This window comes from Arthrobacter bussei (assembly GCF_009377195.2).
Taxonomy (GTDB): Bacteria; Actinomycetota; Actinomycetes; order Actinomycetales; family Micrococcaceae; genus Arthrobacter_D; species Arthrobacter_D bussei.
Genome location: NZ_VJXX01000003.1, coordinates 32620 through 54838 on the forward strand (window position 1 = coordinate 32620; position 22219 = coordinate 54838).

The 22219-nt window shown below is 70.8% G+C and carries 24 protein-coding genes; 10 read left to right on the plus strand and 14 right to left on the minus strand.

All coding sequences use genetic code 11. The annotated features are described in order from the left end of the window. The first annotated feature begins 105 nt into the window (after positions 1 to 105). Entirely contained in the window at positions 106 to 1542 is a 1437-nt protein-coding gene (locus tag FNH21_RS10825; protein WP_338403250.1) for an excalibur calcium-binding domain-containing protein, read from the plus strand. 76 nt (positions 1543 to 1618) lie between these two features. Here FNH21_RS10825 and FNH21_RS10830 read toward each other — a convergent pair whose 3' ends face one another. Genes FNH21_RS10830 through FNH21_RS17105 form a run of 3 tightly spaced genes read right to left on the minus strand, consistent with a single transcriptional unit; the run spans position 1619 to position 3101 of the window. Then, positions 1619 to 2521, minus strand: a complete 903-nt coding sequence (locus FNH21_RS10830; protein WP_152815337.1) for an aldo/keto reductase — start codon at positions 2519 to 2521, stop codon at positions 1619 to 1621. 18 nt (positions 2522 to 2539) lie between these two features. Next, positions 2540 to 2845: a GNAT family N-acetyltransferase gene (locus FNH21_RS17100; protein ID WP_338403251.1), complete on the minus strand. Its 306-nt coding sequence runs from the start codon at positions 2843 to 2845 to the stop codon at positions 2540 to 2542. 10 nt (positions 2846 to 2855) lie between these two features. After that, positions 2856 to 3101 (minus strand): GNAT family N-acetyltransferase, encoded by a 246-nt coding sequence (locus tag FNH21_RS17105; protein ID WP_241743200.1) that lies wholly within the window; start codon positions 3099 to 3101, stop codon positions 2856 to 2858. 99 nt (positions 3102 to 3200) lie between these two features. On the opposite strand from FNH21_RS17105, the gene FNH21_RS10840 reads away from it, so the two are divergent. The 5 genes from FNH21_RS10840 to FNH21_RS10860 all read left to right on the plus strand — a co-directional run bounded on the left by FNH21_RS10840 (position 3201) and on the right by FNH21_RS10860 (position 7180). Beyond that, positions 3201 to 4052: a helix-turn-helix transcriptional regulator gene (locus tag FNH21_RS10840; RefSeq protein ID WP_152815339.1), complete on the plus strand. Its 852-nt coding sequence runs from the start codon at positions 3201 to 3203 to the stop codon at positions 4050 to 4052. Positions 4053 to 4151: 99 nt separating this feature from the next. Beyond that, on the plus strand, positions 4152 to 4772 hold the full coding sequence (gene hxlB / locus FNH21_RS10845) for a 6-phospho-3-hexuloisomerase (RefSeq protein WP_152815341.1): 621 nt from the start codon (positions 4152 to 4154) through the stop codon (positions 4770 to 4772). Positions 4773 to 4819: 47 nt separating this feature from the next. Beyond that, positions 4820 to 5443, plus strand: coding sequence for a 3-hexulose-6-phosphate synthase (hxlA, locus tag FNH21_RS10850; protein ID WP_152815343.1), 624 nt, complete (start codon positions 4820 to 4822; stop codon positions 5441 to 5443). A gap of 146 nt (positions 5444 to 5589) precedes the next feature. After that, positions 5590 to 5781, plus strand: a complete 192-nt coding sequence (locus FNH21_RS10855) for a hypothetical protein (protein ID WP_152815345.1) — start codon at positions 5590 to 5592, stop codon at positions 5779 to 5781. Positions 5782 to 5788: 7 nt separating this feature from the next. Beyond that, positions 5789 to 7180, plus strand: a complete 1392-nt coding sequence (locus FNH21_RS10860; protein ID WP_152815348.1) for an amidase — start codon at positions 5789 to 5791, stop codon at positions 7178 to 7180. 38 nt (positions 7181 to 7218) lie between these two features. Here the strand turns inward: FNH21_RS10860 and FNH21_RS10865 are convergent, their stop codons facing one another. After that, a complete protein-coding gene (locus FNH21_RS10865) occupies positions 7219 to 7926 on the minus strand; it encodes a DUF6318 family protein (RefSeq protein ID WP_152815351.1) in 708 nt (235 codons plus the stop codon). 176 nt (positions 7927 to 8102) lie between these two features. On the opposite strand from FNH21_RS10865, the gene FNH21_RS10870 reads away from it, so the two are divergent. Then, the gene (locus FNH21_RS10870; protein ID WP_152815354.1) at positions 8103 to 9335 is read left to right on the plus strand and encodes an amidohydrolase; all 1233 of its coding nucleotides are present in this window, start codon (positions 8103 to 8105) and stop codon (positions 9333 to 9335) included. Next, positions 9332 to 10741 (plus strand): amidase family protein, encoded by a 1410-nt coding sequence (locus FNH21_RS10875; protein WP_191931872.1) that lies wholly within the window; start codon positions 9332 to 9334, stop codon positions 10739 to 10741. The genes FNH21_RS10870 and FNH21_RS10875 overlap by 4 nt, the downstream gene beginning before the upstream one ends. Here the strand turns inward: FNH21_RS10875 and FNH21_RS10880 are convergent. The 6 genes from FNH21_RS10880 to FNH21_RS10900 all read right to left on the minus strand — a co-directional run bounded on the left by FNH21_RS10880 (position 10738) and on the right by FNH21_RS10900 (position 16467). Further along, positions 10738 to 11898: a hypothetical protein gene (locus tag FNH21_RS10880; protein ID WP_191931873.1), complete on the minus strand. Its 1161-nt coding sequence runs from the start codon at positions 11896 to 11898 to the stop codon at positions 10738 to 10740. The genes FNH21_RS10875 and FNH21_RS10880 overlap by 4 nt on opposite strands. A 36-nt stretch (positions 11899 to 11934) precedes the next feature. After that, complete coding sequence (locus FNH21_RS10885; RefSeq protein ID WP_152815357.1) at positions 11935 to 12759, minus strand: nuclease-related domain-containing protein; 825 nt, start codon at positions 12757 to 12759, stop codon at positions 11935 to 11937. Between the two features lie 173 nt (positions 12760 to 12932). Continuing rightward, positions 12933 to 13796: an ABC transporter permease gene (locus tag FNH21_RS10890; RefSeq protein WP_241743201.1), complete on the minus strand. Its 864-nt coding sequence runs from the start codon at positions 13794 to 13796 to the stop codon at positions 12933 to 12935. Next, positions 13786 to 14733, minus strand: coding sequence for an ABC transporter ATP-binding protein (locus tag FNH21_RS17110; RefSeq protein WP_338403252.1), 948 nt, complete (start codon positions 14731 to 14733; stop codon positions 13786 to 13788). The genes FNH21_RS10890 and FNH21_RS17110 overlap by 11 nt, the downstream gene beginning before the upstream one ends. Positions 14734 to 14788: 55 nt before the next feature. After that, entirely contained in the window at positions 14789 to 15985 is a 1197-nt protein-coding gene (locus FNH21_RS10895; RefSeq protein WP_152815365.1) for a LolA family protein, read from the minus strand. A gap of 221 nt (positions 15986 to 16206) precedes the next feature. Further along, a complete protein-coding gene (locus FNH21_RS10900; protein ID WP_152815368.1) occupies positions 16207 to 16467 on the minus strand; it encodes a GlsB/YeaQ/YmgE family stress response membrane protein in 261 nt (86 codons plus the stop codon). Between the two features lie 190 nt (positions 16468 to 16657). Between FNH21_RS10900 and FNH21_RS10905 the strand changes: the two genes are divergently transcribed. Together FNH21_RS10905 and FNH21_RS10910 are read left to right on the plus strand one after the other, a co-directional pair. Next, a complete protein-coding gene (locus tag FNH21_RS10905; RefSeq protein WP_152815371.1) occupies positions 16658 to 17140 on the plus strand; it encodes a PGPGW domain-containing protein in 483 nt (160 codons plus the stop codon). 110 nt (positions 17141 to 17250) lie between these two features. Beyond that, entirely contained in the window at positions 17251 to 17658 is a 408-nt protein-coding gene (locus tag FNH21_RS10910) for a four-helix bundle copper-binding protein (protein WP_152815374.1), read from the plus strand. 57 nt (positions 17659 to 17715) lie between these two features. On the opposite strand, the gene FNH21_RS10915 is transcribed toward FNH21_RS10910, so the two are convergent. The 4 genes from FNH21_RS10915 to FNH21_RS10930 form a co-directional block, all read right to left on the minus strand. Beyond that, positions 17716 to 18945, minus strand: a complete 1230-nt coding sequence (locus FNH21_RS10915; protein WP_191931874.1) for a helix-turn-helix domain-containing protein — start codon at positions 18943 to 18945, stop codon at positions 17716 to 17718. A gap of 101 nt (positions 18946 to 19046) precedes the next feature. Then, the gene (locus tag FNH21_RS10920) at positions 19047 to 19745 is read right to left on the minus strand and encodes a glycosyltransferase (protein WP_194718423.1); all 699 of its coding nucleotides are present in this window, start codon (positions 19743 to 19745) and stop codon (positions 19047 to 19049) included. Continuing rightward, a complete protein-coding gene (locus FNH21_RS10925; RefSeq protein ID WP_152815383.1) occupies positions 19742 to 21109 on the minus strand; it encodes a bifunctional PIG-L family deacetylase/class I SAM-dependent methyltransferase in 1368 nt (455 codons plus the stop codon). Before FNH21_RS10925 ends, FNH21_RS10920 begins: the two co-directional genes overlap by 4 nt. Continuing rightward, on the minus strand, positions 21103 to 22152 hold the full coding sequence (locus FNH21_RS10930; RefSeq protein WP_194718424.1) for an acyl-CoA dehydrogenase family protein: 1050 nt from the start codon (positions 22150 to 22152) through the stop codon (positions 21103 to 21105). The genes FNH21_RS10925 and FNH21_RS10930 overlap by 7 nt, the downstream gene beginning before the upstream one ends. Positions 22153 to 22219 lie beyond the last annotated feature (67 nt).

The following is a 22219-nucleotide window of genomic DNA, read 5'->3' on the forward strand; positions in this document are numbered from 1 at the left end:
CGTCATCACTCGATGACAGCGCCTTCTCACGTACACCAATGGGGTTCCATGCTGCCGTCTTCACCTCCGCCTGCCCACAAGCCGTCATCCACGGGAGGCTTCTACGTGCAGAGGTCCACCGCTGTAGTTGCGGGTGTCGCCCTGTTCCTCGTCGTGGTCGGCCTCATCGTCGGCGGTTTGAGCGGGGGCATCATCATGGCGGCCGTCGTCGCCCTCGTCACCGGTCTCTACACGGCGGTGACGAACCGGCCCTCGTGGGTGCGGCTGAACGGCCGTAAGGCGGGCGCCATCACCGCCGGCGCGAGCGTCGTCGCGCTCCTCATCGGCGGAGCGCTCGCCCCGGCCGACGAGTCCGTACCGACCGCGGTCGCCGAGCAGACGCAGGAGGCTGCGCCGGAGGCGACGCCGACGACGGCCGCCTCCACAGCCCCAGCCACGCCGTCGCCCTCCGCGAGCCCGACCCCCACGCGCACGCCGTCGGCCACTCCGACTCCGACGGACGCCGACGTCGCACCTCTCGACGGTGACGCCGTCGTCGATGCGGCCGGGACGCCGCGTGCGCCGGCCGAGCAGCCGGCCGCGAATACGACGGCGCTGGCACTCCTCGAGACCCTGGCCATCAAGGGCCGTGCGCCGAAGACCGGCTACGACCGCGAGCAGTTCGGCCAGGCCTGGCTCGACGTCGACCGGAACGGCTGCGACACCCGCAACGACATGCTCAACCGCGACCTGACGGACATCGTCCACACGAACTCCGTGCCCTGCAAGGTGCAGTCGGGCGTGCTGGCCGACCCGTACACGGCGACGTCGATCGCCTTCCAGCGTGGACAGTCGACGAGCACGAAGGTGCAGATCGACCACGTCGTGGCCCTGTCCGATGCCTGGCAGAAGGGTGCACAGCAGCTCACCTTCGACCAGCGCGTCGCGTTCGCCAACGATCCGCTGAACCTGCAGTCCACCGACGGACCGACGAACCAGCAGAAGGGTGCGGGCGACGCCGCCACCTGGCTGCCGCCGAACAAGGGCTACCGCTGCGAGTACGTCGCGCGGCAGGTCTCCGTGAAGGCGACCTACACCCTCTGGGTGACGCAGGCGGAGCACGACGCGATGGCGCGCATCCTGTCCGACTGCAACGGCATCCTCGTGCCGACCAACCAGATGGCGCCGTCGGTGACAGCACCGCCCGAGCCGGTCGAGACCGCACCATCGCCGGAGCCGGTGCCGGAGGCGCCCGTCGTCGTGCCCGCGCCGGGCCCGTTCGCGAACTGCAGCGAGGCTGCAGCAGCCGGGTTCTCGAACATCCCCGTCGGCTCACCCGCCTACTCGCCCGACCAGGACGGCGACGGAGACGGCGTCGCCTGCGAGGGCGGAGCGTCGGAGCCGGTCGCTCCGGCACCTGCTCCCGTCGCGCCGGCCCCTGCACCGGTCTACGCCAACTGTGACGCGGTCCGCGCAGCGGGTGCCGCACCGATCTACGCCGGCACTCCGGGCTTCCAGCCGAAGTTCGACCGGGACGGCGACGGCGTCGGCTGCGACAGCTAGGCCGGCTCCACCACGAACGACGGCGGGGCAGTCACCGAGAGTGACTGCCCCGCCGTCGTCGTTCGCGCGGGACGAGCTACATGCTCCAGAGCTCTGCGTGCACATCCGTCTCGTCCGACCAGCGGCGCTGCAGGGCGAAGAGTTCGTCGACGATGTCCCGCGGCAGGGGTTCGATGTCCCGGCTGAAGGAGAGGAGCTCGCGCAGGTTCTCCTCGCGGCTCGCCGACCCGACGGTCGAGACGACCTGCGGCGTGCTATGGGCGAAGCGCAGGCAGAACTCCGCCCAGCTCGCGACGCCGGAACGCTCGAAGATGGGAGCCACCTCGACCGCACGCTCCTGCAGGTACGGCTTCCAGGCGGCGCCCGGGACGTCACGCAGGGTGTGGACGGGGGCGCCGGCGACGGTGCGCATCGAGATGATGGTCTTGTCCTGCGCGAGCAGCTCGTCCCACAGCTCGTTCGACGCGAAGCGCTGCAGCGGGTTGAGGTAGAAGATGTAGCCGTCGATCAGCCCGTCGAGGTGCCCGGCCCGGAGTGCTGCGAGGGGAGCCTCCGAGGTCCAGGGGAAGACCTCGAGGACGAAGCGTCCCACCAGCCCTTCGTCCCTGATGCGCTGCAGGTCGGCGAGGACCGGCCCGCCGGTCCTCATGTCGTCGGCGAACGCCCCGACGCCGGTGAGCTGCCCGATGTCGATGGAGCTGATCCCCAGCGGCTCGATGTTCTCCGCGATGGTTGCCCGGACGTCGTCCGCCGTCCCGCCGCCCAGCTTCACGATGACCGGCGGGACCTTCGTCCGGTCCTCGTCGAACGCGGCGCCGAGGACCTCGAGGGCGTGGTCGTACTGCCGGGACGTGTGCAACCACAGGCCGGCGTCGATGGCGGTCCGGGCCATGTGGGCCTGCTGGTCGCGGGGGACGTCGTCGTGCCCCAGCCGGGTGGTGCCGTAGATGTACGGAGGGAGGTCTGCGAGAGGCTTCATTGCCTCAGGCTACCGGCCTCAGCCGCGCGGGTCGGTGCTGAGAATCGACATCATGAGGGCGTCCACCCACTCACCATCCCAGTGCAGCCCGTCCCGCATCCGCCCCTCCTCACGGAAGCCGATGGTGCGGTAGGAGCGCACAGCGCGCGGATTGAACGCATACACCTCCAGCGCGAACCGGTGCAGTCCGATCGATTCGAAGGCATGAGCAACCACGGCCCGTCCGGCCTCCGTGCCGTAGCCCTGGCCGATCGCCCCGGGACCGCTCAGAGCGATCCGGTAGCCCATCGACGCGTTGTCGCGGTCGAGGTCGTTCAGCACCACCTCCCCGAGGTTACTGGCTCGTGTCACGCCGCACGACGGCCCAGTCGGCGCGGTCGTCGGCGGTAGCCACGGTGTCGAGCCACGCGCGGATTTGCTCCTCCGTGAATCGCGCGTGCGTCCCGGTCAGGCGCAGGGTCTCCGGATCGTTCACACCCGCCCAGAGACCATCGACGTGCCCGGCACCCTGTGGTTCGAGGCGCAGGCGCGACGTCTCGAGGGTCGGTAGCCTGGTGAAGTCGTAGTCGGCGATCGTCATTCCTCGATTGTCGGCCCGATAGGGGGATGGACGGACCACGCCGGGGAGCGCGCCCTGCGGAATCGAACCGACGTGCCCGGGTGCGGCAAGATGGGAACCATGGACCGGGCCGCTGAGATCTCCGCTTTCCTGCGCTCGCGACGCGCACGGCTTTCCCCGACCGAGCTCGGAGCGCCGTTCGACGGCAGGGTGCGCCGCGTGCCCGGTCTCCGCCGCGAGGAGGTGGCGCGCCTCGCGGGCATGAGTCCCGACTACTACATGCGGATCGAGCAGGGCCGCGGTGGCGCGGTGTCCCTGGAGATCATCGACTCGATCGCCCTGGCCCTCCGCCTCGACACGGTGGAACGCAATCACCTCCTCAACCTCTGCGGAACGCCCACGCCGCACCACACGCCCGGGCTGGAACCCCAGCGGGTCCGGCCCGGGCTGTACGACCTGCTCGCCGTCATGGAGTCGGTACCCGCCATCATCCTCGGGCGGCGCACCGACGTCCTGGCCAGCAATCGCCTGGCGCGGGCCCTGATGACCGACTTCCAGGCGCTGCCCGCTCCGCACCGCAACTACGCCCGCTTCATCCTGCTGGACCCGAAGGCCCGGGAGCTCTACCAGGACTGGGAGCAGGTGAGCGAGCAGACCACTGCGATGCTCCACCTGGACGTAGGGCGCTTCCCCGACGACCGCCAGCTCGCCGAGCTCATCCGCGACCTCCGCGAGGGCTGCCCCGAGTTCACCCGGTTCTGGGACAACCAGAACGTGCACGAGAAGGACCAGGGGGAGATCCGGTTCAACCACCCGAGCGGCGGGGAGTTCGTGCTGCACTACCAGACCCTCCTGGTCCCGGGCGAGGCGGACCAGAGCGTCTGCACCTACTACGGGGCGCCGGGCTCCAGCAGTGAGGCCGCGCTGGCGCGCCTGGCCGGGCTGACGACGTCGTCCCCCACTCCCGCCTGACCGCCGCGCCGGTCTGGCGGGGACCACGGGTCAGGCTAGCCCTGCGCAAACTAGGTCCAGCGGGGTAGGTCTCGGGCGCGTCGGCGCTCCGGGGGAGTGATGGACTGGAATCCGGACGAACCCCCAGAGGCAGGAGACCCACTCGTGACCACAGCATCGGACACCCCATCGGTCCGGGACGCCCTGCGCCTGGTGCAGGACGAGCTCGCCGGAGCGGCGGACGGCCTGCAGGACGACCAGCTCACCGCACTCGTCACCGAGATCCAGCAGGCGGGGCGCGTCTTCGTGACGGGGGGCGGCCGCAGCGGGCTCGCCCTGCGCATGCACGCCATGCGCCTCATGCACCTCGGCCTGACGGTGCACGTTGTCGGAGAGACGACGACGCCGGCCATCGGTTCCGGTGACCTGCTGCTCGTCGCGTCCGGCTCCGGCACCACCGGCGGCGCCGTGGCTGCAGCGGAGACCGCGGTGTCCGTGGACGCCCGCGTGGTGGCGCTCACGACCGACGGCGGGTCGACGCTCGCGGGGATCGCCCACCGCGTGGTGGTCATCCCCGCCGCGCAGAAGACGGACCACGGCGGCACGGCCTCCCGCCAGTACTCGGGCAGCCTCTTCGAGCAGGCACTGCTGCTGGTGCTCGACGCCACGTTCCACACCCTCTGGACGGTCGACGGCACCCCGGCCGAAGACCTCTGGCCCCGGCACGCCAACCTCGAATAGCGCGCGCCACCCCTGATCCTCCATCCCCAGCCAGCAAAGGAAACACCATGAAACTGCAACTCGCCATGGACGTACTGACCGTCGACGACGCCCTCGAGCTCTCCGGGAAGGTCGCCGAGTACGTCGACATCATCGAACTCGGCACGCCACTCGTGAAGAATGCGGGGCTCTCCGCCGTCACCGCGATCAAGGAAGCCCACCCGGACAAGATCGTCTTCGCGGATCTGAAGACCATGGATGCCGGCGAGCTCGAGGCCGACATCGCGTTCAAGGCCGGCGCGGACCTCGTGACCGTGCTCGGCGTCGCCGATGATTCCACCATCGCCGGAGCCATCAAGGCCGGCAAGGCCCATGGCAAGGGCGTGGTCGTCGACCTCATCGGCGTCGACGACAAGGCAGCCCGCGCCAAGGAGGTCACCGACCTCGGTGCCGAGTTCGTCGAGTTCCACGCAGGGCTCGACGAGCAGGCGCAGGACGGCTACGACCTGAACACCCTGCTGACCGCCGGCAAGGAATCCGGCGTCGCCTTCTCTGTTGCCGGTGGCGTGAAGCTCGCCACCGTCAAGGACGTGCAGTCCTCGGGTGCGGACGTCGCCGTGGTCGGCGGGGGCATCTACAGTGCCGACGATCCCGCACAGGCCGCGAAGGAACTCCGCGCCGCCATCAGCTGATCCGCCCGTCCATCACCGGGTGCCAGAGGACGAACGAAGGACCGGACCCGAGGGGCCGGTCCTTCGTCGTGTTCCCGCCCGCTCGGATGTAATCCTGCCCGCGACGCGCGACGTGACCGCTCCGGTGCACCGGCTACGGTCGAGGTATGAGCGAATCCACCCCTGACCAGGCCTTCGTGCGGGCCATCGCCCTGCAGGCCCGCCTCGACCTCCCCGAGGAGCGCGTCGCGGATCTGGCGGCGGCCGCCGCACCGATCCATGCCCGGCTCCGCACCCTCTCCGCCGTCGACCTCGGCGAGACAGCACCGGCCCTCTCCTTCGACGCGGCGTGGGACTGAGGCGCCGATGCAGCCCTATGAACTGACCCTCACCGAGGCCTCCGCCAGCATCTCCTCCGGCGAGCTCTCGCCGCGGGAACTGACCGAGTCCGCGCTCGCCCGCATCGAGGCCGTGGAGGGGCGCGTCCATGCCTTCGCCACCGTCACTGCGGAGATCGCGCTCGCGCAGGCGGACCGCGCCACCGCCGAGATCGCCCGGGGGAGCTACCGCGGACCCCTGCACGGGATCCCGGTGGGCATCAAGGACCTGATGAACACCGCGGGGACCGCCACCACCGCCAGCTCGAAGGTCCGCGCGCAGTTCGTGCCCGACACCGACGCGGCCGTCGTGGAGGCCGTCGGGCGCGCGGGGATGGTCATGGTGGGGAAGACCCACACCCACGAATTCGCGTACGGGGGAGTCACGCCCACCACCCGCAACCCCTGGGACCTCGAGCGCATGGCGGGTGGGTCCAGCGGCGGATCCGCCGCGGCGGTCGGCTACGGGGGAGTGCTCGCGGCCTTGGGCTCCGACACCGGCGGGTCCATCCGGATCCCGGCGTCGTTCTGCGGGACGGTGGGCCTCAAGCCGACGTTCGGCCGGGTCTCCCGCGTGGGCGTCGCCTCCCTGGCCTGGTCCCTGGACACCGTGGGGCCGCTGACCCGCAACGTCAGCGACGCGGCCCTCGTCCTGAGCGCGATCGCCGGCCACGACCCGCGCGATCCCGGCTCCGCGCGGACGCCCGTCCCCGACTTCACCGAGGGGCTGGAGGACGGCGTGCACGGGCTCCGGATCGGGATCCCGACCAACTTCTTCACGGAGGACCTCGACGGCGAGACGGACGCGGCCGTCACGGCAGCCGTGCGGGTACTGGAGGGTCTCGGCGCCGTCGTCGTGGCCGTCGTGATCCCGCAGGCCGAGCACCTCGGTGCGGTGATCACCGGGATCATGATGCCCGAGGCCAGCGCCTACCACCGGCGGGCGCTGCGTGAGACGCCGGAACTGTTCACCGAGGAGGTCCGCAGCCTGCTGGAGGTGGGCGAGACCATCCTCGCGACCGACTACATCGACGCCCTCCGCTTCCGGCAGTCGATGAAGCACGCGTGGAAGGACATGATGCGGGCGGTGGACGTCGTCGTCGCCCCGACCGTCCTCACCCCGGCGCTCCCCGCGCAGGACACGGAACGCTTCCGGCCGGACGGCACCAGCGAGGACGCGAACGTCGAGTTCGGCCGGCTGTCCATCCCGGCGAACCTCCTCGGGTTGCCGTCGCTCCAGGTGCCCTGCGGGTTCTCCGCCGCGGGTCTGCCGCTGGGCGTGCAGATCATGGGCAGGCCCTTCGCCGAGCAGACCGTCCTCGCCGTCGGCCGGGCGTACGAGCTGGCGACGGACACGGTGGGGAGGATCGCGCCCCTCTGATGCGGGCCGACCAGCGGGAACCCCGTCCGCCGCTGTGCCTAGCCCTCCGGTGACTCGGTCACGGGTGGTGCCGTGTAGCCGATCAGCTGCCAGGCGCCATCGACATAGCGCGCCGTCACGGTGTGCGGGGAGTTCGGGCTGGCCTCGCTCGAACCGAGCCACCCCTCGCCAGAGAAGTAGAAGATCTCGGCCTGCGTGGTGGTGATCTCCGCGGTGTAGGTCCCGGCGGCATCCGGGGCGAAGTCGGTGGAGAAGTCGGCCAGGGTGGTGGCTCCTCCGAGAGCCCATCCGAGCTGATAGATCTGCGCCATGGCGGTTTCGGCATCCGCGCAGAAGGTGCACGCCGGGTCGCTGACGGCTCGGAGTGGCTCGAGGTCGTTCGCCTCGTAGGAGTACGACAGCAGACTCAGCCAGTGCGACGTGAAGGCCTCGAGCCCCTCGCGCGACTCCTCGTCCGCTTCCGCCGGCACCGCCGGGATCGGCAGATTCGCGGCGGGCGCGGCCGACGATGCCGGCCTCGGCTCGGCGCGGGCAGCGGTGGGTTGCGCCGAGGCGTCGGGCGGCGCCGTCGCCGGTGCCGTCGACGGGTCCGGAGAAGCCGTAGCAGTGGCCGTAGCCGTCGTCGCCCCCGCCTCGCGCGGTTCGTCCCCCGTCCCTGCTGGCCCGTCGCAGGCCGTCAGCGACAGCGCGACACCGAGGGCAAGGGCGAGCACGGAACTGCGAGCCCGACTGAACGTGATGGACATTCGATCTCCTCCTGCACGACGCCAGAGAAGGAGTCGAAGCCATCATGACCTATCGGGGAGGGCCGCGCGTCACCGTGGACGCAGTGTCGAGGTCGGAGTTCCGGGGCCCGCTCTCGCGTCGGGGAACCACCACCTGATGTACTCGTGAACCAGACCACTTCTTCCGAAAGGACACCATGACCATCGACACCGCCGTCTTCGACCTCTCCGATGCGCACACCACCGCGATGCACGAGCTGTACCGGCACCTGCACGCGCACCCCGAGCTCTCCATGCAGGAGACGCACACCGCGGCCTTCATCCTCGAGAAGCTCACGCACCTCGGACTGGAGACGTTCATGTGCGGAGGAACCGGCGTCGTCGGGATCCTGCGCAACGGCGACGGACCGGTGGTCGGCTACCGAGCCGACACGGACGGCTTGCCCATGCAGGAGGACACGGGCCTCGACTACGCGAGCACGTCGACGGGCACCCTGGCCGACGGGACGGCCGTCCCGGTGATGCACGGCTGCGGCCACGACACGCACATCACCGTCGGCCTGACAGCGGCACAGTTGCTGACCGAGCACCGCGAAGCGTGGGCCGGCACGGTGGTGTTCATCTTCCAGCCCGGTGAGGAGATCGGTAAGGGCGCCGAGGCGATGGTCGAGGACGGGCTGTGGGACAAGGCGCCGAAGCCGTCCATCATCTACGGGCAGCACGTCTGGCCCGGACTGGCCGGGACCGTCAACATCAGCAAGGGCACGGCGATGGCGATGGCCGACTCCTGGCGGGTCACGGTGCACGGAAGGCAGGCCCACGGTTCGCAGCCCGAGCAGTCGATCGACCCGATCGTGCTCGGCGCCCACATGGTGGTCCGCATCCAGACGATCGTCTCGCGGGAGGTGCACCCCATGAAGTCGGCCGTCGTCACGATCGGCACGTTCCACGGCGGGCTCAAGGAGAACATCATCCCCGCCTCGGCGGAGTTCACCCTCAACGTGCGGACGTTCGATCCCGAGGTGCGGGACCGCGTGCTGGCCTCGCTCCGCCGGATCATCAGCGCCGAGGCCGCGGCGTCTGGGGCGCCCGAGCCGACCATCGAGGAGATCACCAGCTTCCCCCAGTGCTACAACGACCCCGCGTCCACCACGGACCTGATGGCCGTGCTCGGCGAGGTGCTGGGCGAGGACGCCGTCATCGAGGCGCCGCCCGTCATGGGCAGCGAGGACTTCGGCCTCCTCGCCGAGGCCATCGGCGTCCCCAGCGTCTACTGGTTCTTCGGCGGGCACGCGCAGGACACGCTCGACGCCGGCACCCCGCCCGGCAACCACTCGCCGTTCTTCGCACCGGTGATCGAGCCGACCCTGACCACCGGCGTCCGTGCGGCGATGACCGCCGTGCTGTCGACGGTGGGGACGACGGCGTGAGCGCTGCGCTGCACGAGCTGTCCGCCGTCGAACTGACCGGAGCCATCCGCCGTCGCGAGGTGTCTGCGCGGGAGGCGCTCGACGCGCACGTCGCACGGATCGACGCCGTCAACGGGGCGATCAACGCGGTCATCACGGAGGACCGGGAGGGTGCGGCGGCGCTCGCGGCCGCGGCGGACCGGCTGACGACGTCGGGCGCTGATCTTCCGCCGCTCCACGGCCTGCCCATGACGCACAAGGACACCCACAACACGCGGGGACTGCGGACCACGCAGGGGTCGGCGATCTTCAAGGACTTCGTGCCGACGTTCGACGACCTCATCATCGGGCGCCTCAAAAAAGCCGGAGTCGTCACCACCGGCAAGACCAACGTGCCGGAGTTCGCCGCCGGATCGCACACCTTCAACGAGGTCTTCGGGACGACCGTGAACCCCTACGACACGAGCCGCAGTGCCGGGGGCAGCAGCGGGGGAGTGGCGGCGTCGATCGCGGCACGGATCCAGCCGCTGGGCGACGGCAGCGACATGGGCGGGTCGCTGCGTATCCCGGCGTCCTTCTGCAATGTGGTCGGGTATCGGCCGTCCATCGGGGTGGTCCCGTCCCTGCCCACGCGCAACGGCTGGGCGTGGCTCTCGCGGCACGGGCTGATGGCGCGCGATGTCGAGGACATCGCCCTGGGGATGACCGCGATCGCCGGGTCCGATCCGGGGAGTCCGTTCGGCTACCCCGTCACCGGCTCGTTTGCCGATCCGCTGCAGCGGGATCTCATGGGCCTGCGGATCGGGTGGTCACCAGACCTCGGTCTCGGCGTGCCGGTGGACCGCGAGGTGCTCCGCGTGCTCGAGGGGCAGCTGCAGGTCTTCACGGACCTCGGCGCGATCGTCGAGGAGGCGGTCCCGGACCTGCGCGACGCCGACCAGGTTTTCGGGACGACGCGTGCCTTCGACTTCGTGCTCGGACTCGGTGAACTGGCCGCGAAGCACGGTGACGCGATCAAGCCGGAGATCCGGTGGAACATCGAGCAGGGGCGGAAGCTGACGGCGCAGGACCTGGTGGACGCAGCCCTCGCCCGGACCCGGCTCGACACCAGCGTGCGCCGCTACTTCGGGAGGTACGACGTCTTCGCAAGCCCTTCCGCGCAGGTGCTGCCCTTCGACGCGGCGTCGCGGTACCCGACGTCGGTCAACGGCGTCGACTTCGCGACGTACCTCGACTGGATGCGCTCGGCGTGCCTCGTCTCGGCAACCGGCCTGCCGGCGGTCTCGGTCCCGGCAGGGTTCAGCGAGGGCGGCCTGCCGGTCGGGCTGCAGCTCGCGATGCCGCACGGGAGCGACGTCGGACTCCTGCAGGTCGCGTACGCGTTCGAGCAGGCGACGGGCTGGGCGAAGCGGGCACCTGCGCTCTAGGCGCTGGGTGCGAGCCGGACGACCGACGGGTCCACCGGATCCTTGACCACCCCGACTCCTGCAGCCGCCGCCTGCGCGAGGCACCACGTCACGAGGCCGCCCAGGGCAAGGCTCGCGAGCTTCCTGTCCCGGTCGAGGCGCTGCCCCACGAGTGCGCCGAATTGCCCTACATGCACTCCGCTCGCGCGTAGCTGCCCGTCCTGCAGGGCGGCGAGGAAGGCCGCACGGACGTGCTCGGGACCGGCCGACGGTGGGACGTGCTTCACGACGTGTCGCCGCAGGTGTCCGCTGACCGAGGTGGTCCTCGTGGGCGTTCCGGCGACGGGAGGTGCTGCTGGTGGCGGGGCCTCAGCGGCCGGTGCGCCCGCCGGCGCCTTCGGTGGGGCAACCGCTGCTGCCGGTCGCATCGGAACCGCGGCTGCCGCCGGGGCGGGTGCTGCTGTCGATGCGAGCTCTTGCTCGGCGAGCGCCGCGAGTTCCAGATGCAGCGCCGCCAGTTCGCGGTGGATGGCGGCGACCCTCGACGGCGTGCGCGGCGTACCGGTACCGGTTGCGAGCTTGCGGCGGATCACGGTCGAGACGGCGCAGCGGAACAGCGCGGCCAGTGTCTCCGCGAGCGCAGCCCTCCCCACGTCGGCCGCGACCACCAGGGGTACGGGCGAGGAGCGAGTCTCGATGGTCCGGGCCAGTTCCTCGAGCGATCCGTGCACCGCCCCGAACCGCAGGCGCTCCTCCTGCGTCGCCGGTCCGACCTGCGGCGAGTAGACGCTCTGGAAGGGATTGACGGAGACGAGGTCAGCGGACGGGAAGTGGTCCTTCGCGACGACCTGCCGGAGGACCCTGCGGACCGCGTCGAGTTGCCGGGCCACCTGTTCGACCGGGTTCGGCACGGTGGCGCCGGTCACGAGGACCCACGGCTCGCCCACGTCCCGCACCCGGGAGACCGCCGCCGGATACCGTTTCCACTCGCTGAGGATGAATGTGCCCCTGGTCGCGTTGTAGAAGAGCCAGTCCACCTCGGCGACCGGGAACCCCGGCGCGTCGACCCGACAGTTGCTGAACGCCCAGACGTGGTCGCCGAGAAGCTGATCCAGGCGGTGCACGTCTGCCGGCGCGGCCGTGTGGGCGGCAGTGTTCGTCGAGGGGAAGTGGAGCACGGGTGTCTTTCCGGCGGGAGGGAAGGGGCGAACCGGTCAGAACGGCGGCAGGACGCCGGCCACGGTGGCGAGGACGGCGGCCGGCACGGCCAGGAGCCAGCCGATGCGCCGCCGTCGTGCCTGGTGCACCAGGCGCTGGAGGGCAGAGAACTGGGCGACGACGTCGGCGGGCGATTGCAGCTCCAGTGGGGTGCGGCGCCAGGTGGACGGCTGGGCCGCTGCCGCTGCGAGGATTGCGACATGATCGGCGGTCAGCACCACGGGGCGGCGGGTGAGCCAGCGGAGGAGCTGGTCGGAGGTCAGGACGGTGACGCTGCTGTGCTTCTCCCTGACCGTCAGTCTGCGCGCTCCGACGACGACGATCGCCGCGTCCACGGTGACCTGATGGCACACCGCTGCGGCCAGGAGCTTGGCGGCCCTGGTGGCTTCGTGCTCGGCGTTGCGGACGTGCGGCTGCCGCACACCGTTCACCATGAACGTGCCCTTCGCCGTCCAGATGGTCTGGCCCGCGTGATGCTTCGTGTTGAGCGTGTAGACACCGGTGGGGCCGATCACCACGTGGTCGATGTCGGAATTCTTCTCGCCGACCGGTACGGCGTGGAGCACCCGCCAGTCCGGGCCGAGGGACGCGAGGCGCCGCCCGACGGCGCGCTCCCCGAGCGCGCCCTGGTACCAGGGCCAGGCGGACGCTCCGAGCGGGCTGGCTCCGAAGAAGCGCTGCAGGCGTCCACGGGTCGGCCGCCCGGACTGGAGGGCCAGCACTTCCTCCATAACCGACTGTCCCGGCTCCCGCCGCATGAGGAGGCCGACCGTCTTCCCGGTCATCAGCCCGGGGTGCTCCATCGGCTCGGCACTGCTCATCGCCTGTCCCTGCCCGTTCGATCGGTTCCCGACGGGACCCGTGCAGCCCCGAGGTGACCCGGGCGGTCTAAGCCCCGCCCGGGTCACCACGAATCTATCGGGGAGTCCTCAGGGCGGAACCGCCACGAGCTGCCGTGGGACGGCAGGATTGCCTCAGGGTTTCCGCAGCCCCGTCAGCTCAGGATGTCCTTGGTGCTGAACCGCCCGTAGGCCAGCGTGCCGAAGACGGCGATGTACCCGGCCTGCAGCACGGCGTTGTCGATGAACGAGGACCAGACGATGGGCTGCCGCAGGAAGTCCGCGAAGCCCAGCCAGTAGTTGGTGAACAGCCAGGGGTGCAGCCATTCCAGCTGGGGCAGCGCTCCGAGGATCTGCGCGACGGCCGCCAGCGCCGCGGTCGCCGCCATGGCTCCGACCGGGATGGTGGTGAGCGTCGAGATGAACAGCCCGATGGCGCTGAGTCCCATGAGGGACACCGTGACGTAGAGGGCGAGCAGCAGGAGCCGCCCGAAGTACCCGCCGACGCCCACGGTGTCGCCGGACAGCAGCGTCACCGGCCCCACGGGGAACAGCAGTGCGCCGATGATGGCGCCCGTGATCACGACCGTGAGCGTGGCGACGAAGCAGAACAGGGCCGCGCCGGCGTACTTCACGAGCAGCAGCCGGATGCGCCCGGCAGGAGCGACCAGCAGGTACCGCAGGGTGCCGAGGTTCGCCTCGCCGGCGATGGTATCGCCCGCCACGACCCCGATGGTCAGCGGGAGGAAGAGCGGGATGGCGACGGTGAGCGCGGTCAGCGACACGAACAGGCCGTTCTCCGTGATGCTGTTGAGGAAGGCGGGTCCGCGTCCGCTGGCCGAACCGTCGGAGGACACGCGGACGACGACGGCGATCAGGATGGGGATCAGCGCGAGCGCCCCGATCATCGCCCACGTGCAGAGCCTCCGGAACAGCACGGTGACCTCGGACAGCACGAGCGTGAGCCCAAGCGATCCTCCGGCGCGAGGTGGGCGGGTGACTGCGGATTCAGCCGGCAACGTCGAACCCCTCTCCGGTGAGTGCGACGAAACGGTCCTCGAGCGAGGCACCGCTGGCTTCGAAGCCGCGGACCCGCACGTCGGCACGCACGAGTGCGGCGTTGACGGTCTCGGGCAGGAGCCCGGGTACCGAGAGTTCGGCGGTGATGACATCGTCGCGTCCGTGCGGTTCGGGCGTGAGCCCGAGTCCGCTGAGGACGCGGTGGGCGTCCGCGAAGTCCGGCGTAGCGACGCGGACGCGAGCCGTGCCTGCGGACCTGAGCTCGTCGAGGGTGCCCTGGGCGACCAGCTGACCGGCGCTCATGACCGCGATGCGGTCGCACATCTGCTCGACCTCGGCCAGCAGGTGGCTCGAGACGAAGATGGTGGTGCCGTCGTCGGACAGGGACCGGATGAGGCTGCGGACCTCCCGGGTGCCCTGCGGATCGAGTCCGTTGGTCGGCTCGTCGAGGATGAGCAGATCCCGCGGGGCGAGCAGCGCGTTCGCGATGCCGAGTCTCTGCTTCATGCCGAGGGAGTAGGCGTGCGCCCGCTTCTTGGCGGCATGGCTCAGGCCGACCCGCTCGAGGGCGGCGTCGACGCGCGCGTTCCGGGTGGCGGGGGAGGTGTGCCGGTCCGCGGCGTCGAAGCGCTGCAGGTTGGCGCGCCCCGAGAGGAACGGATAGATGGCCGGGCCTTCGACCAGGGCGCCGACCCGCGGCAGGACCGACCGCGCGTCCTTCGGCATGGCGCCGTCGAGCAGGCGGATCTCCCCGCTCGATGCGGCTGCCAGTCCGAGGAGCATGCGGATGGTCGTCGTCTTACCAGAACCGTTCGGGCCGAGGAAACCGAAGACCGAGCCTCGGGGTACGGCGAGATCGACACCATTGACGGCCTTCTGCTTGCCGAAGACCTTGGTCAGGCCGAGCGTCTCGATCGCGAGAGTGCCCCCGCTCACGAGCGGGCCCGCACTGTCCGTGCGGGCCCGCTCGAGAACTTCGGTGGTGCTCCGGTCACTGCTGGGCGGCGGCGACGAGCACGTCGACACCGACCGCGCCTGCGAGGATCCGGCCGTCATCGGTGACGAGCACCGAGACGAGCGAGGTCTGCAGGGCCTTGCCGCCGTCCACCTCGGTGAGTGCCTGCTGCAGGAGCGCCTGGGCTCCGGCGACCTCCTCGGGGTCCATGCCGGGCTTGATCTCCATGATCTCGCCCATTCCTGCGGCTTCCCCGTCGCCGAGGTTCAGGCCGAGCTGACCCGCACTGGTGGCGGGCAGCTCCACGATGGTGCTCCAGTCCTCGCCGATGACGGTCGGCTTCTCGGGCGCCTCGGCCGGTGTTCCCTCTGCCTCCAGCGTCGCCCGGGCCTCGTCCGCGGTGGGTGCTTCCGTGACGGTGGCTCCGGCAGGAGGCGTGAAGTCGAAGATGCCGGCATCAGGGGTGCTGAAGTCGACGGCGCTGAAGCCGGCCGTGAAGGCCGGGTCGTCCTGGCCCTTGGCCTGGACGGTGACGCTCAGCGGCACACCGGTCTCGGCGTCGACGCTGACGGCGATGGAGCCGATCAGTGTTGCAGGGTCCTCAGGGGTGAGGAGGAGCTGGTACGCGCTGCGTCCCGCGACGCGGCTGGTGCCGTCCACGGCCACCTCGGTGCTGGGGTCGATCCTCGCGAGGAAGGTCTGCGTCAGTTCGGCGGGAGTGCGGGGGACGTTCTGCAGCTCCGGGTATTCAGCCGCTTTCTGCTGCAGCTTCGCTTCGAGCTCGGCCTTCGCGGCGTCCTTGTCCGGCAGCACGGCGTGCGTGGCCTCGTTGGACTGCGAGTCGTAGTACCAGGCGTCGGTGTCGTTCACGACGACGTCCCGCTGCGCGAGTTGGTCCAGGACCTGGACGCGTGCCTTGTCCGGACCGTCGACGTACACCTGTGCGGTGTGGTCGCCGGTCAGCAGTTCGAGAGCCATGGAGGTCGGGTCCGAGCTCGATGTCCCGCCCGGGGGAGTGGCCATGCCGATGTCCGGGAGGCCGAGGTCGGAGGACTGCTCCACCGTGCCGGAGTAGGCGTCGTCGCTGCTCGTCGCGACGAATTCGAGCAACTCCTGCGCGGTCTTCGCGGGGAGTTGCGGTTGGGCGTCGGCCACTGCGGACCCACTCACGGCGGCAGCGACGATGACGACTGGGACGATGCCGGCGGGGAGCCAGCGCCAGTTCTTGTTCATGATTGAGCCTTCCGAACGTTTCTGTGCCCCATCTGATGTCAACGCTACACCTGCACTGTGACAGTTCTCGGGGCACGTGTACTGGGTGAACGAGCGGGAGGGCCGAGGCGTGCCGACGTCCGTCGGGTGCCGTCGGATGGAGCGGGGTACGACGTCGACGACTCACACCGGGGTACGAAAAAGGGGCGGCCGGAGCCGCCCCTCCCGCGCCTCGGTGAGTCCTAGCGCGTGACGCGGCGGCGCCCGGCGACGGACTCGGCGACACCGATGAGGAGGACGGCGGCGATCACGGCGAGGACGAAGCCCAGGACGTTGAGCTCGAAGATGCCGCCCGTGTGGAAGAACTGCGCGATGAGCCCGCCGATGATGGAGCCGACGAGGCCGAGCAGGAGGGTCGCGAGCAGCCCCAGGTTCTGCTTGCCCGGCTTGATGAGGCGGGCGAGTGCCCCGATGATGAGGCCTGCGACGAGGAATCCGATCATGATGTGTTCCTTCTGTAGCGGCCCGCCCTGAGGGCGGGAAGTGTACGGGTGATCGTGCCGGTCCCCGACGCTGACGCCGAACCACCTCCCCGGTGGGAAGCAACCCGGTGCCGAGCGGAGTAGGAGGCCTTGCCACGATCTGGTGTCACCTCAACGATAGAGGAATGCACAGCTGGCTGAGTAACTCGTGATGGCACGATCTCCTCGACAACGCCGCGGGCGCGGGTCCGTGTTCGCGGGACGGACGCGCCCGCACGGCGTCGGCCGCATCCTCGGCCTGGTGGTGGGGTGGCTGCTGGTGCTCGTCGGGCTCGCGGCGCTCGTGCTTCCCGGGCCCGGCCTCCTTGCGCTCGTGGCAGGCCTCGCGGTGCTCGCCCAGCAGTACGAATGGGCGCGGCGGTGGCTGCAACCCGTCAAACGCAAGGCCTTCGCCGCAGCGGCACAGGGCGTGAAGAGCCTCCGGAACATCGTCATCAGCTTCCTCGGCGCCCTGGTGCTGGTGCTGCTCGGTGTCCTCTGGGGCCTCGACCCGCCCATGCCCGGCTGGTGGCCGCTCGACGAACGGTGGTGGCTGCCCGGCGGCTGGAGTGTCGGCTCGGGTCTGATCCTGTCCGGGCTCCTTGCTGCGGCCTTCATCGTCTACAGCATCCGGCGCTTCCGCCCTGTCCACTGATGGTTCCACTGGATCCCGGTGCCGAATCAGGTGGCGGCGGGGAAAACGCCGAGCGTACGGTCGAGTGGGTGTCCTGGCCGGGCGCCCGAACCGATCAGAAGGAGTCTGCCATGACGAACGCCGGTGCGATGCTCGATACCTACCCGCAGGACCGCGACGGGTTCGACCACGATCTGCTGGTCGCGTGCCTCGACGCATGCTTCGAGTGCGCCCAGACGTGCTCGGCGTGCGCGGACGCCTGCCTCGCCGAGGACATGGTGGCCGACCTGCGGAAATGCATCAGGACGAACCTCGACTGCGCCGATATCTGCGCCACGACGGGACGCATCCTCTCCCGCCACACGGGCTACGACGCGAACCTGAGCCGATCCGTCCTCGAGGCGTGCCGTACGGCCTGCAAGGCCTGCGGCGACGAGTGCTCGCAGCACGCGGACAAACATGAGCACTGCCGGATCTGCGCCGACGCCTGCCGCCGCTGCGAGCAGGCCTGCGAGGCACTGCTCGCGTCGATGCACTAGTCCACAGGTTGATGCACCAGGACACAGTGGGTACGGTCCGACGACCGGGCGGACGCTTCAGGCCTCCAGCGCCCGCACCTGGTCCGTCAGCTCACGGGCCTTCTCATCGGCGCCGGCCTCCGCGTACAGGCGGGCCGCCTCGCCGAGGTGGCGTGACGCCTGCCTGCCGGAGCCCAGGGCCGTGTAGAACAGCCCGAGGCACTCCTCCAGATTCGTCAGGGAGTCGAAGTCCAGGACGTCGCGCTGCTGTGCGAGCGCGCCGAGAAGCTGTCCCGCCGCTTCCAGGTCCTCGTCGAGGAGTGCCAGACGTGCCTTGGCGCCGATGATCTCGCGTTGCTGCAGAGCGGTGCCCGCCAGCCCGAAACCGATCTCGGCGTTGGACAGCGACGTGCGCACCACCTCGTCGACGACGCCGGCCTGCAGCATGTGGACCGCACGCCCGTAGTTGAAATCGGACCACGCGGCGAAGTCGGCCTGCGGCGTCAGGAGCCGGGCGGCCAGCGCGTACTGCTCCCGGCCGAACGCCACCTCCCCCCGGCGGAAGGCGATGTTGCCGACGGCCCAGGCTCCCCGGGCGATGAGCAGTGACGGCGCCGTCACCGCATCGGGTGTCAGATCGAGACCGGTCGCGACGTCCCACGCGTCGTCGAGGTCGCCCTTCACCGCGAGGGCGGCGATGAGGATGAAGGCGGCCTGGAGGCGGGCGGACGCGTCGTGGTCGGCCAGGTGTTCGACGACGTCCATGGCTTCCCGCGCGAGGTCGACGGCCTGCTCGAGCCGTCCGAGGCTCCGCGCGATGGTCGAGAGGTGTCCGAGGACGATCGAGGACATCTCAGGGGTCGGGGCCAGCATCGGGGAGGTGTGCATGCGCAGGAGCACGGCCTCCGCCTCCTCGAGGCGACGGCGGGAGATCAAGGACTGCGCCTGCAGCATCGACATGTCCCACCAGGCCGGTGCGTTCTGCTGTTCCTGGGCGATGGCGGCGGCGTGCTCCGCCTCCGAGGCGGCGAGGGCGTCGTCCTGCATGTCCCGGGCGTAGTTCGCGGCGAACATCGCGGTGGCGAGGGCGGGCTGGTCCTCGGCGGCGCGAGGTTCCACCCACCAGCCCAGGGTCTGCGCGTCCATGCCGAGCTGCGCGGCGAAATGCTGCACCATGTCCGGGGTGGGCTGGCGCCGCCCACGCTCCAGCAGGGAGATGAAGCCGGGGGAGTAGACGCCGGCCCCCAGTTCGGCCTGGGTCAGCCCTGTGGCACCGCGGGCCTCGCGCAGCATCTCCCCGAATCGCATGTCCCTGTACTTCCCCCTGACGTGCCCCGCAATCCGCTCCGAACGGCGGCCCGCTGATGACACGACCTGTCTAACAGATGCCCCGGACATTCAGGAAAACGTCACCCGGCCCGCACGCCGAGGGCTTCGAGGTAGGTGGAGAAGCCGGCGGGGACACGTCCCACGGTGCGCGACGATGTCGTGACTCGGAGCGCCCCCGAGGCCGTCCACCGCGCCCCGGCCTCCCGGGCACGGTGCACGAGGTCGACGTCCTCGTCCTGCGCCAGCGGCCCGAACCCGCCGATGTCCTCATAGGTACTGCCGCGGACACCGAGGTTGGCGCCGTGGATGTGGTGGTGCCCGTCGTCGGGCATGTACGCGGCCGACCACAGCTGGAACCGTTCCGCGTTGTCCGCGGTCAGGGTGGGGCGGACGGTACCGAGGACGACGTCATGGGTGGAAGCGAGGCGATGGTGGCTGACCAGCCAGTCGCGGGGGACGAGCGTGTCAGCGTCGGTGTTGGCCACCCATGTCCGCTGCGGCAGGCTGCGGGACCGGGCGAGGGCGAAGCGCACACCGGCATCGCGTGCAGCGCCGACGGAGCCGAAGTTCCCGGAGATCACCGAGACGCCGGGCATGCTGCGGGCCGCGGCCTCCGAACGGTCGGTGCAGCGATCGAGCACCACGGTGACCGAGACCAGGACCCGGGGGACGGTCCGCAGGAGATGTATGCGGGCGGCGTCGATCGCAGCGAGGCACGCGGGCAGCCACTCCTCCTCGTCACGCGCGGGGACGACGACGGCGACGTGGCCGGGGATCACAGGAGGCCTTCGCGTCGCGCCACGGACACGGCCGGCGCGGGGACGAGAACCTCCAGGAGGAAGTCCTCCTCGGTGTGGAGGGCGAGCGTCGCCAGGCCGGACTGCCGGCGGACGCGCTCGTGCACGGCGTCGCCGTCCAGCTCCCAGCCGTCGATGGGGTGGCGCCAGTGGCAGAGGACCAGGACGCCGTCCTCGTCGAGGGAGCCGAGGATCAGCCGGACGACGTCGTCGAGCTGGTCGGCGGAGAGGAAGTACCCGGTCTCGGACAGGACCACGAGGTCGAAGGGCCCGTCCTCCCGCGGCCAGTCGCGGGGCACTGTGGCGAGGCGGGCCGAGGCGGCGTCGTCCATGATGAGCGCCTCGTTGGTGCGCCGGACCGCGGTCTCGCTCGTGTCGAGGGCCAGCAGGTTGTCCGAGATCGCCGCGAGCTCGCGGGTCAGCGCCCCGACGGAGCAGCCGATCTCCAGCGTGCGGCAGAAGCGGCGCCGCGGCAGGCCGGCCAGGGTCAGGGCGCGCTTGCGCTGCTCGTAGAAGCGCTCGGCCACCTCCCAGGGATCTGCGTGGTCGCGGTGCAGCCGCTCGAACGTGGAGCGCCCTTCGGTCACGAAGAACGCCTCGACGTTACGGCTGAAGTGCTCCAGCACGTCGGGCGTCAGCAGGACCTCGTCGCCCGGCGCGTCCGAGAGCGGCTGGGTCTGCGAGACGTGCGTGGCGAGCGCGGACTCCTTGCGGGTGTGCTCCTCCGCGCCGAGCGGCAGCAGGAGGATCCCGTCGAGCTCCTCCTCCTGCTCCTCGACGGATCCCCAGTGCCAGAGCCAGATCGGGTACTCGAGCAGGGGGATGTCGCGTTCGGTGCACACCTCCGCCGCCGCCCGGCCCGCGGCGTCGTGGTCGGGATGTCCGTCACCGCGCCACGGGGCGGCGACGAGCGTGCGGGTGTCCTCGCCGACGGCGAGTTCGCGCCGCAGCACGGCGGCGACGGCGTCGTCGGCCACCCCGCCGTCGGGCAGTCCCTCGAAGGACACCCGGGCGGCGGGTGCGAGGACCTGGACGGCGTTCAGGACCTCTTCGCGCCGCACCTCGGCCAGCCGCGCCGGGGTGTGCGTGGGGGAGTCCGGGTGCGAGCCCTCCCCGTCGGTGAGGACGATGACGTCGCACCGGACGCCGTCGCGCGCGAGCCGCGCCAGGAGGCCGCCGGCGCCGAGCGTCTCGTCGTCGGGGTGGGCTGCGAGCAGGAGGAACCGGGCCGGGAGCCGGCCGTCGAAGAGGGCTTCGACCTGCAGGTCGCCTGCGCTGCGGTCGTGCTCCCACGTGCGCCAGTGGGATTCCGGCGTACCGGCGCCGTCGTGCGTGAAGCTCACCATGCCGGATCTCCCGCCGCGGTGAGGTCGAGGACACGCCGGCCGAGGGCGGCGTCGTCACGTTCGGCATGGTGCTGGCGGAGGTAGAGGTGCAGGTCCGCGACGCGCCCGGCGTGGCGGTCGTCGAAGGCCAGCGGCGCGGGGCCGAGGCCGTGGGCGGCCGCGTCCAGCACGAGTTCGGCGCAGCGGAAGGCGGTGGCGCGGACACGGGCTGCGAGGAGCGCTCCGTCCTGCCCGGTGGCGCGACCGGCATCCACCTCGTCCGCCGCCCGCGAGAGCAGGGTCCGCGTCTCGTGCAGGGCGGCGTCCACCCGGCCGAGGTGCATCAGGGCGATCTGGTCGGGGGTGCGGCGCCGGGCGGCGTCGAGCAGGGTGCGGGCGATGCCAAGGGCCCCGCCGTACCAGCAGGCCGCGACGCCGATGCCGCCCCAGGCGAAGCCGTCACGCGTGAGGTACCAATCGGTCCCGCCGATCGGTGTGGCCGCGACGCCGTCGAGGCGGACGGGCGCACTCGTGACGGCCGGCAGTCCACGGCTGATCCAAGTCCCCGCCGGCTCGGCCGTGACGCCGTCGCTGCGGAGGTCCACGGCGAAGGCCCTGCGGCCGCCGTCGCCCAGGTGTGCCGTGACGACCGCGCGGTCGAGGTGTCCGGCGAGGGAGCACCACGGCTTGGTGCCGGTCAGGGTCCAGGCGTCACCCGTCCCGACGGTGGCGGTCAGGACGAGACCGGGCTGCTCCGCCGCGTAGACGCCCCAGGTTCCGTGGGCGCCGGGATCCGCTGCGTCGGGCAGGCCTGCCTGGTCGAGGATGGCGAGTGCGTCGAGGTGGGGTTCGACGACGCGGGCCACGGTGAGGTCCGCCGCGGCGAGGGTGGTCAGCAACTGCCAGGTCACGGCGGTGCGGCCGGAGCCGGGGAGGGGCACCGCAGTGCCGAGATCGAGCGCGAGTTCGAGGGTCAGGGGGAGGGAGTGCCGTACGGACTCGACCCTGTCCGTGAGGAACCGGAGCGAGGGATCCGAGGTGTCAGCAGGAGCTTCAGCCGTCACGCGAGGTGGTCCTGGCTGCACCGCTGCGGGCGCGGCCCCATTGGAAGGCGTCACGGGCGTGAGATTT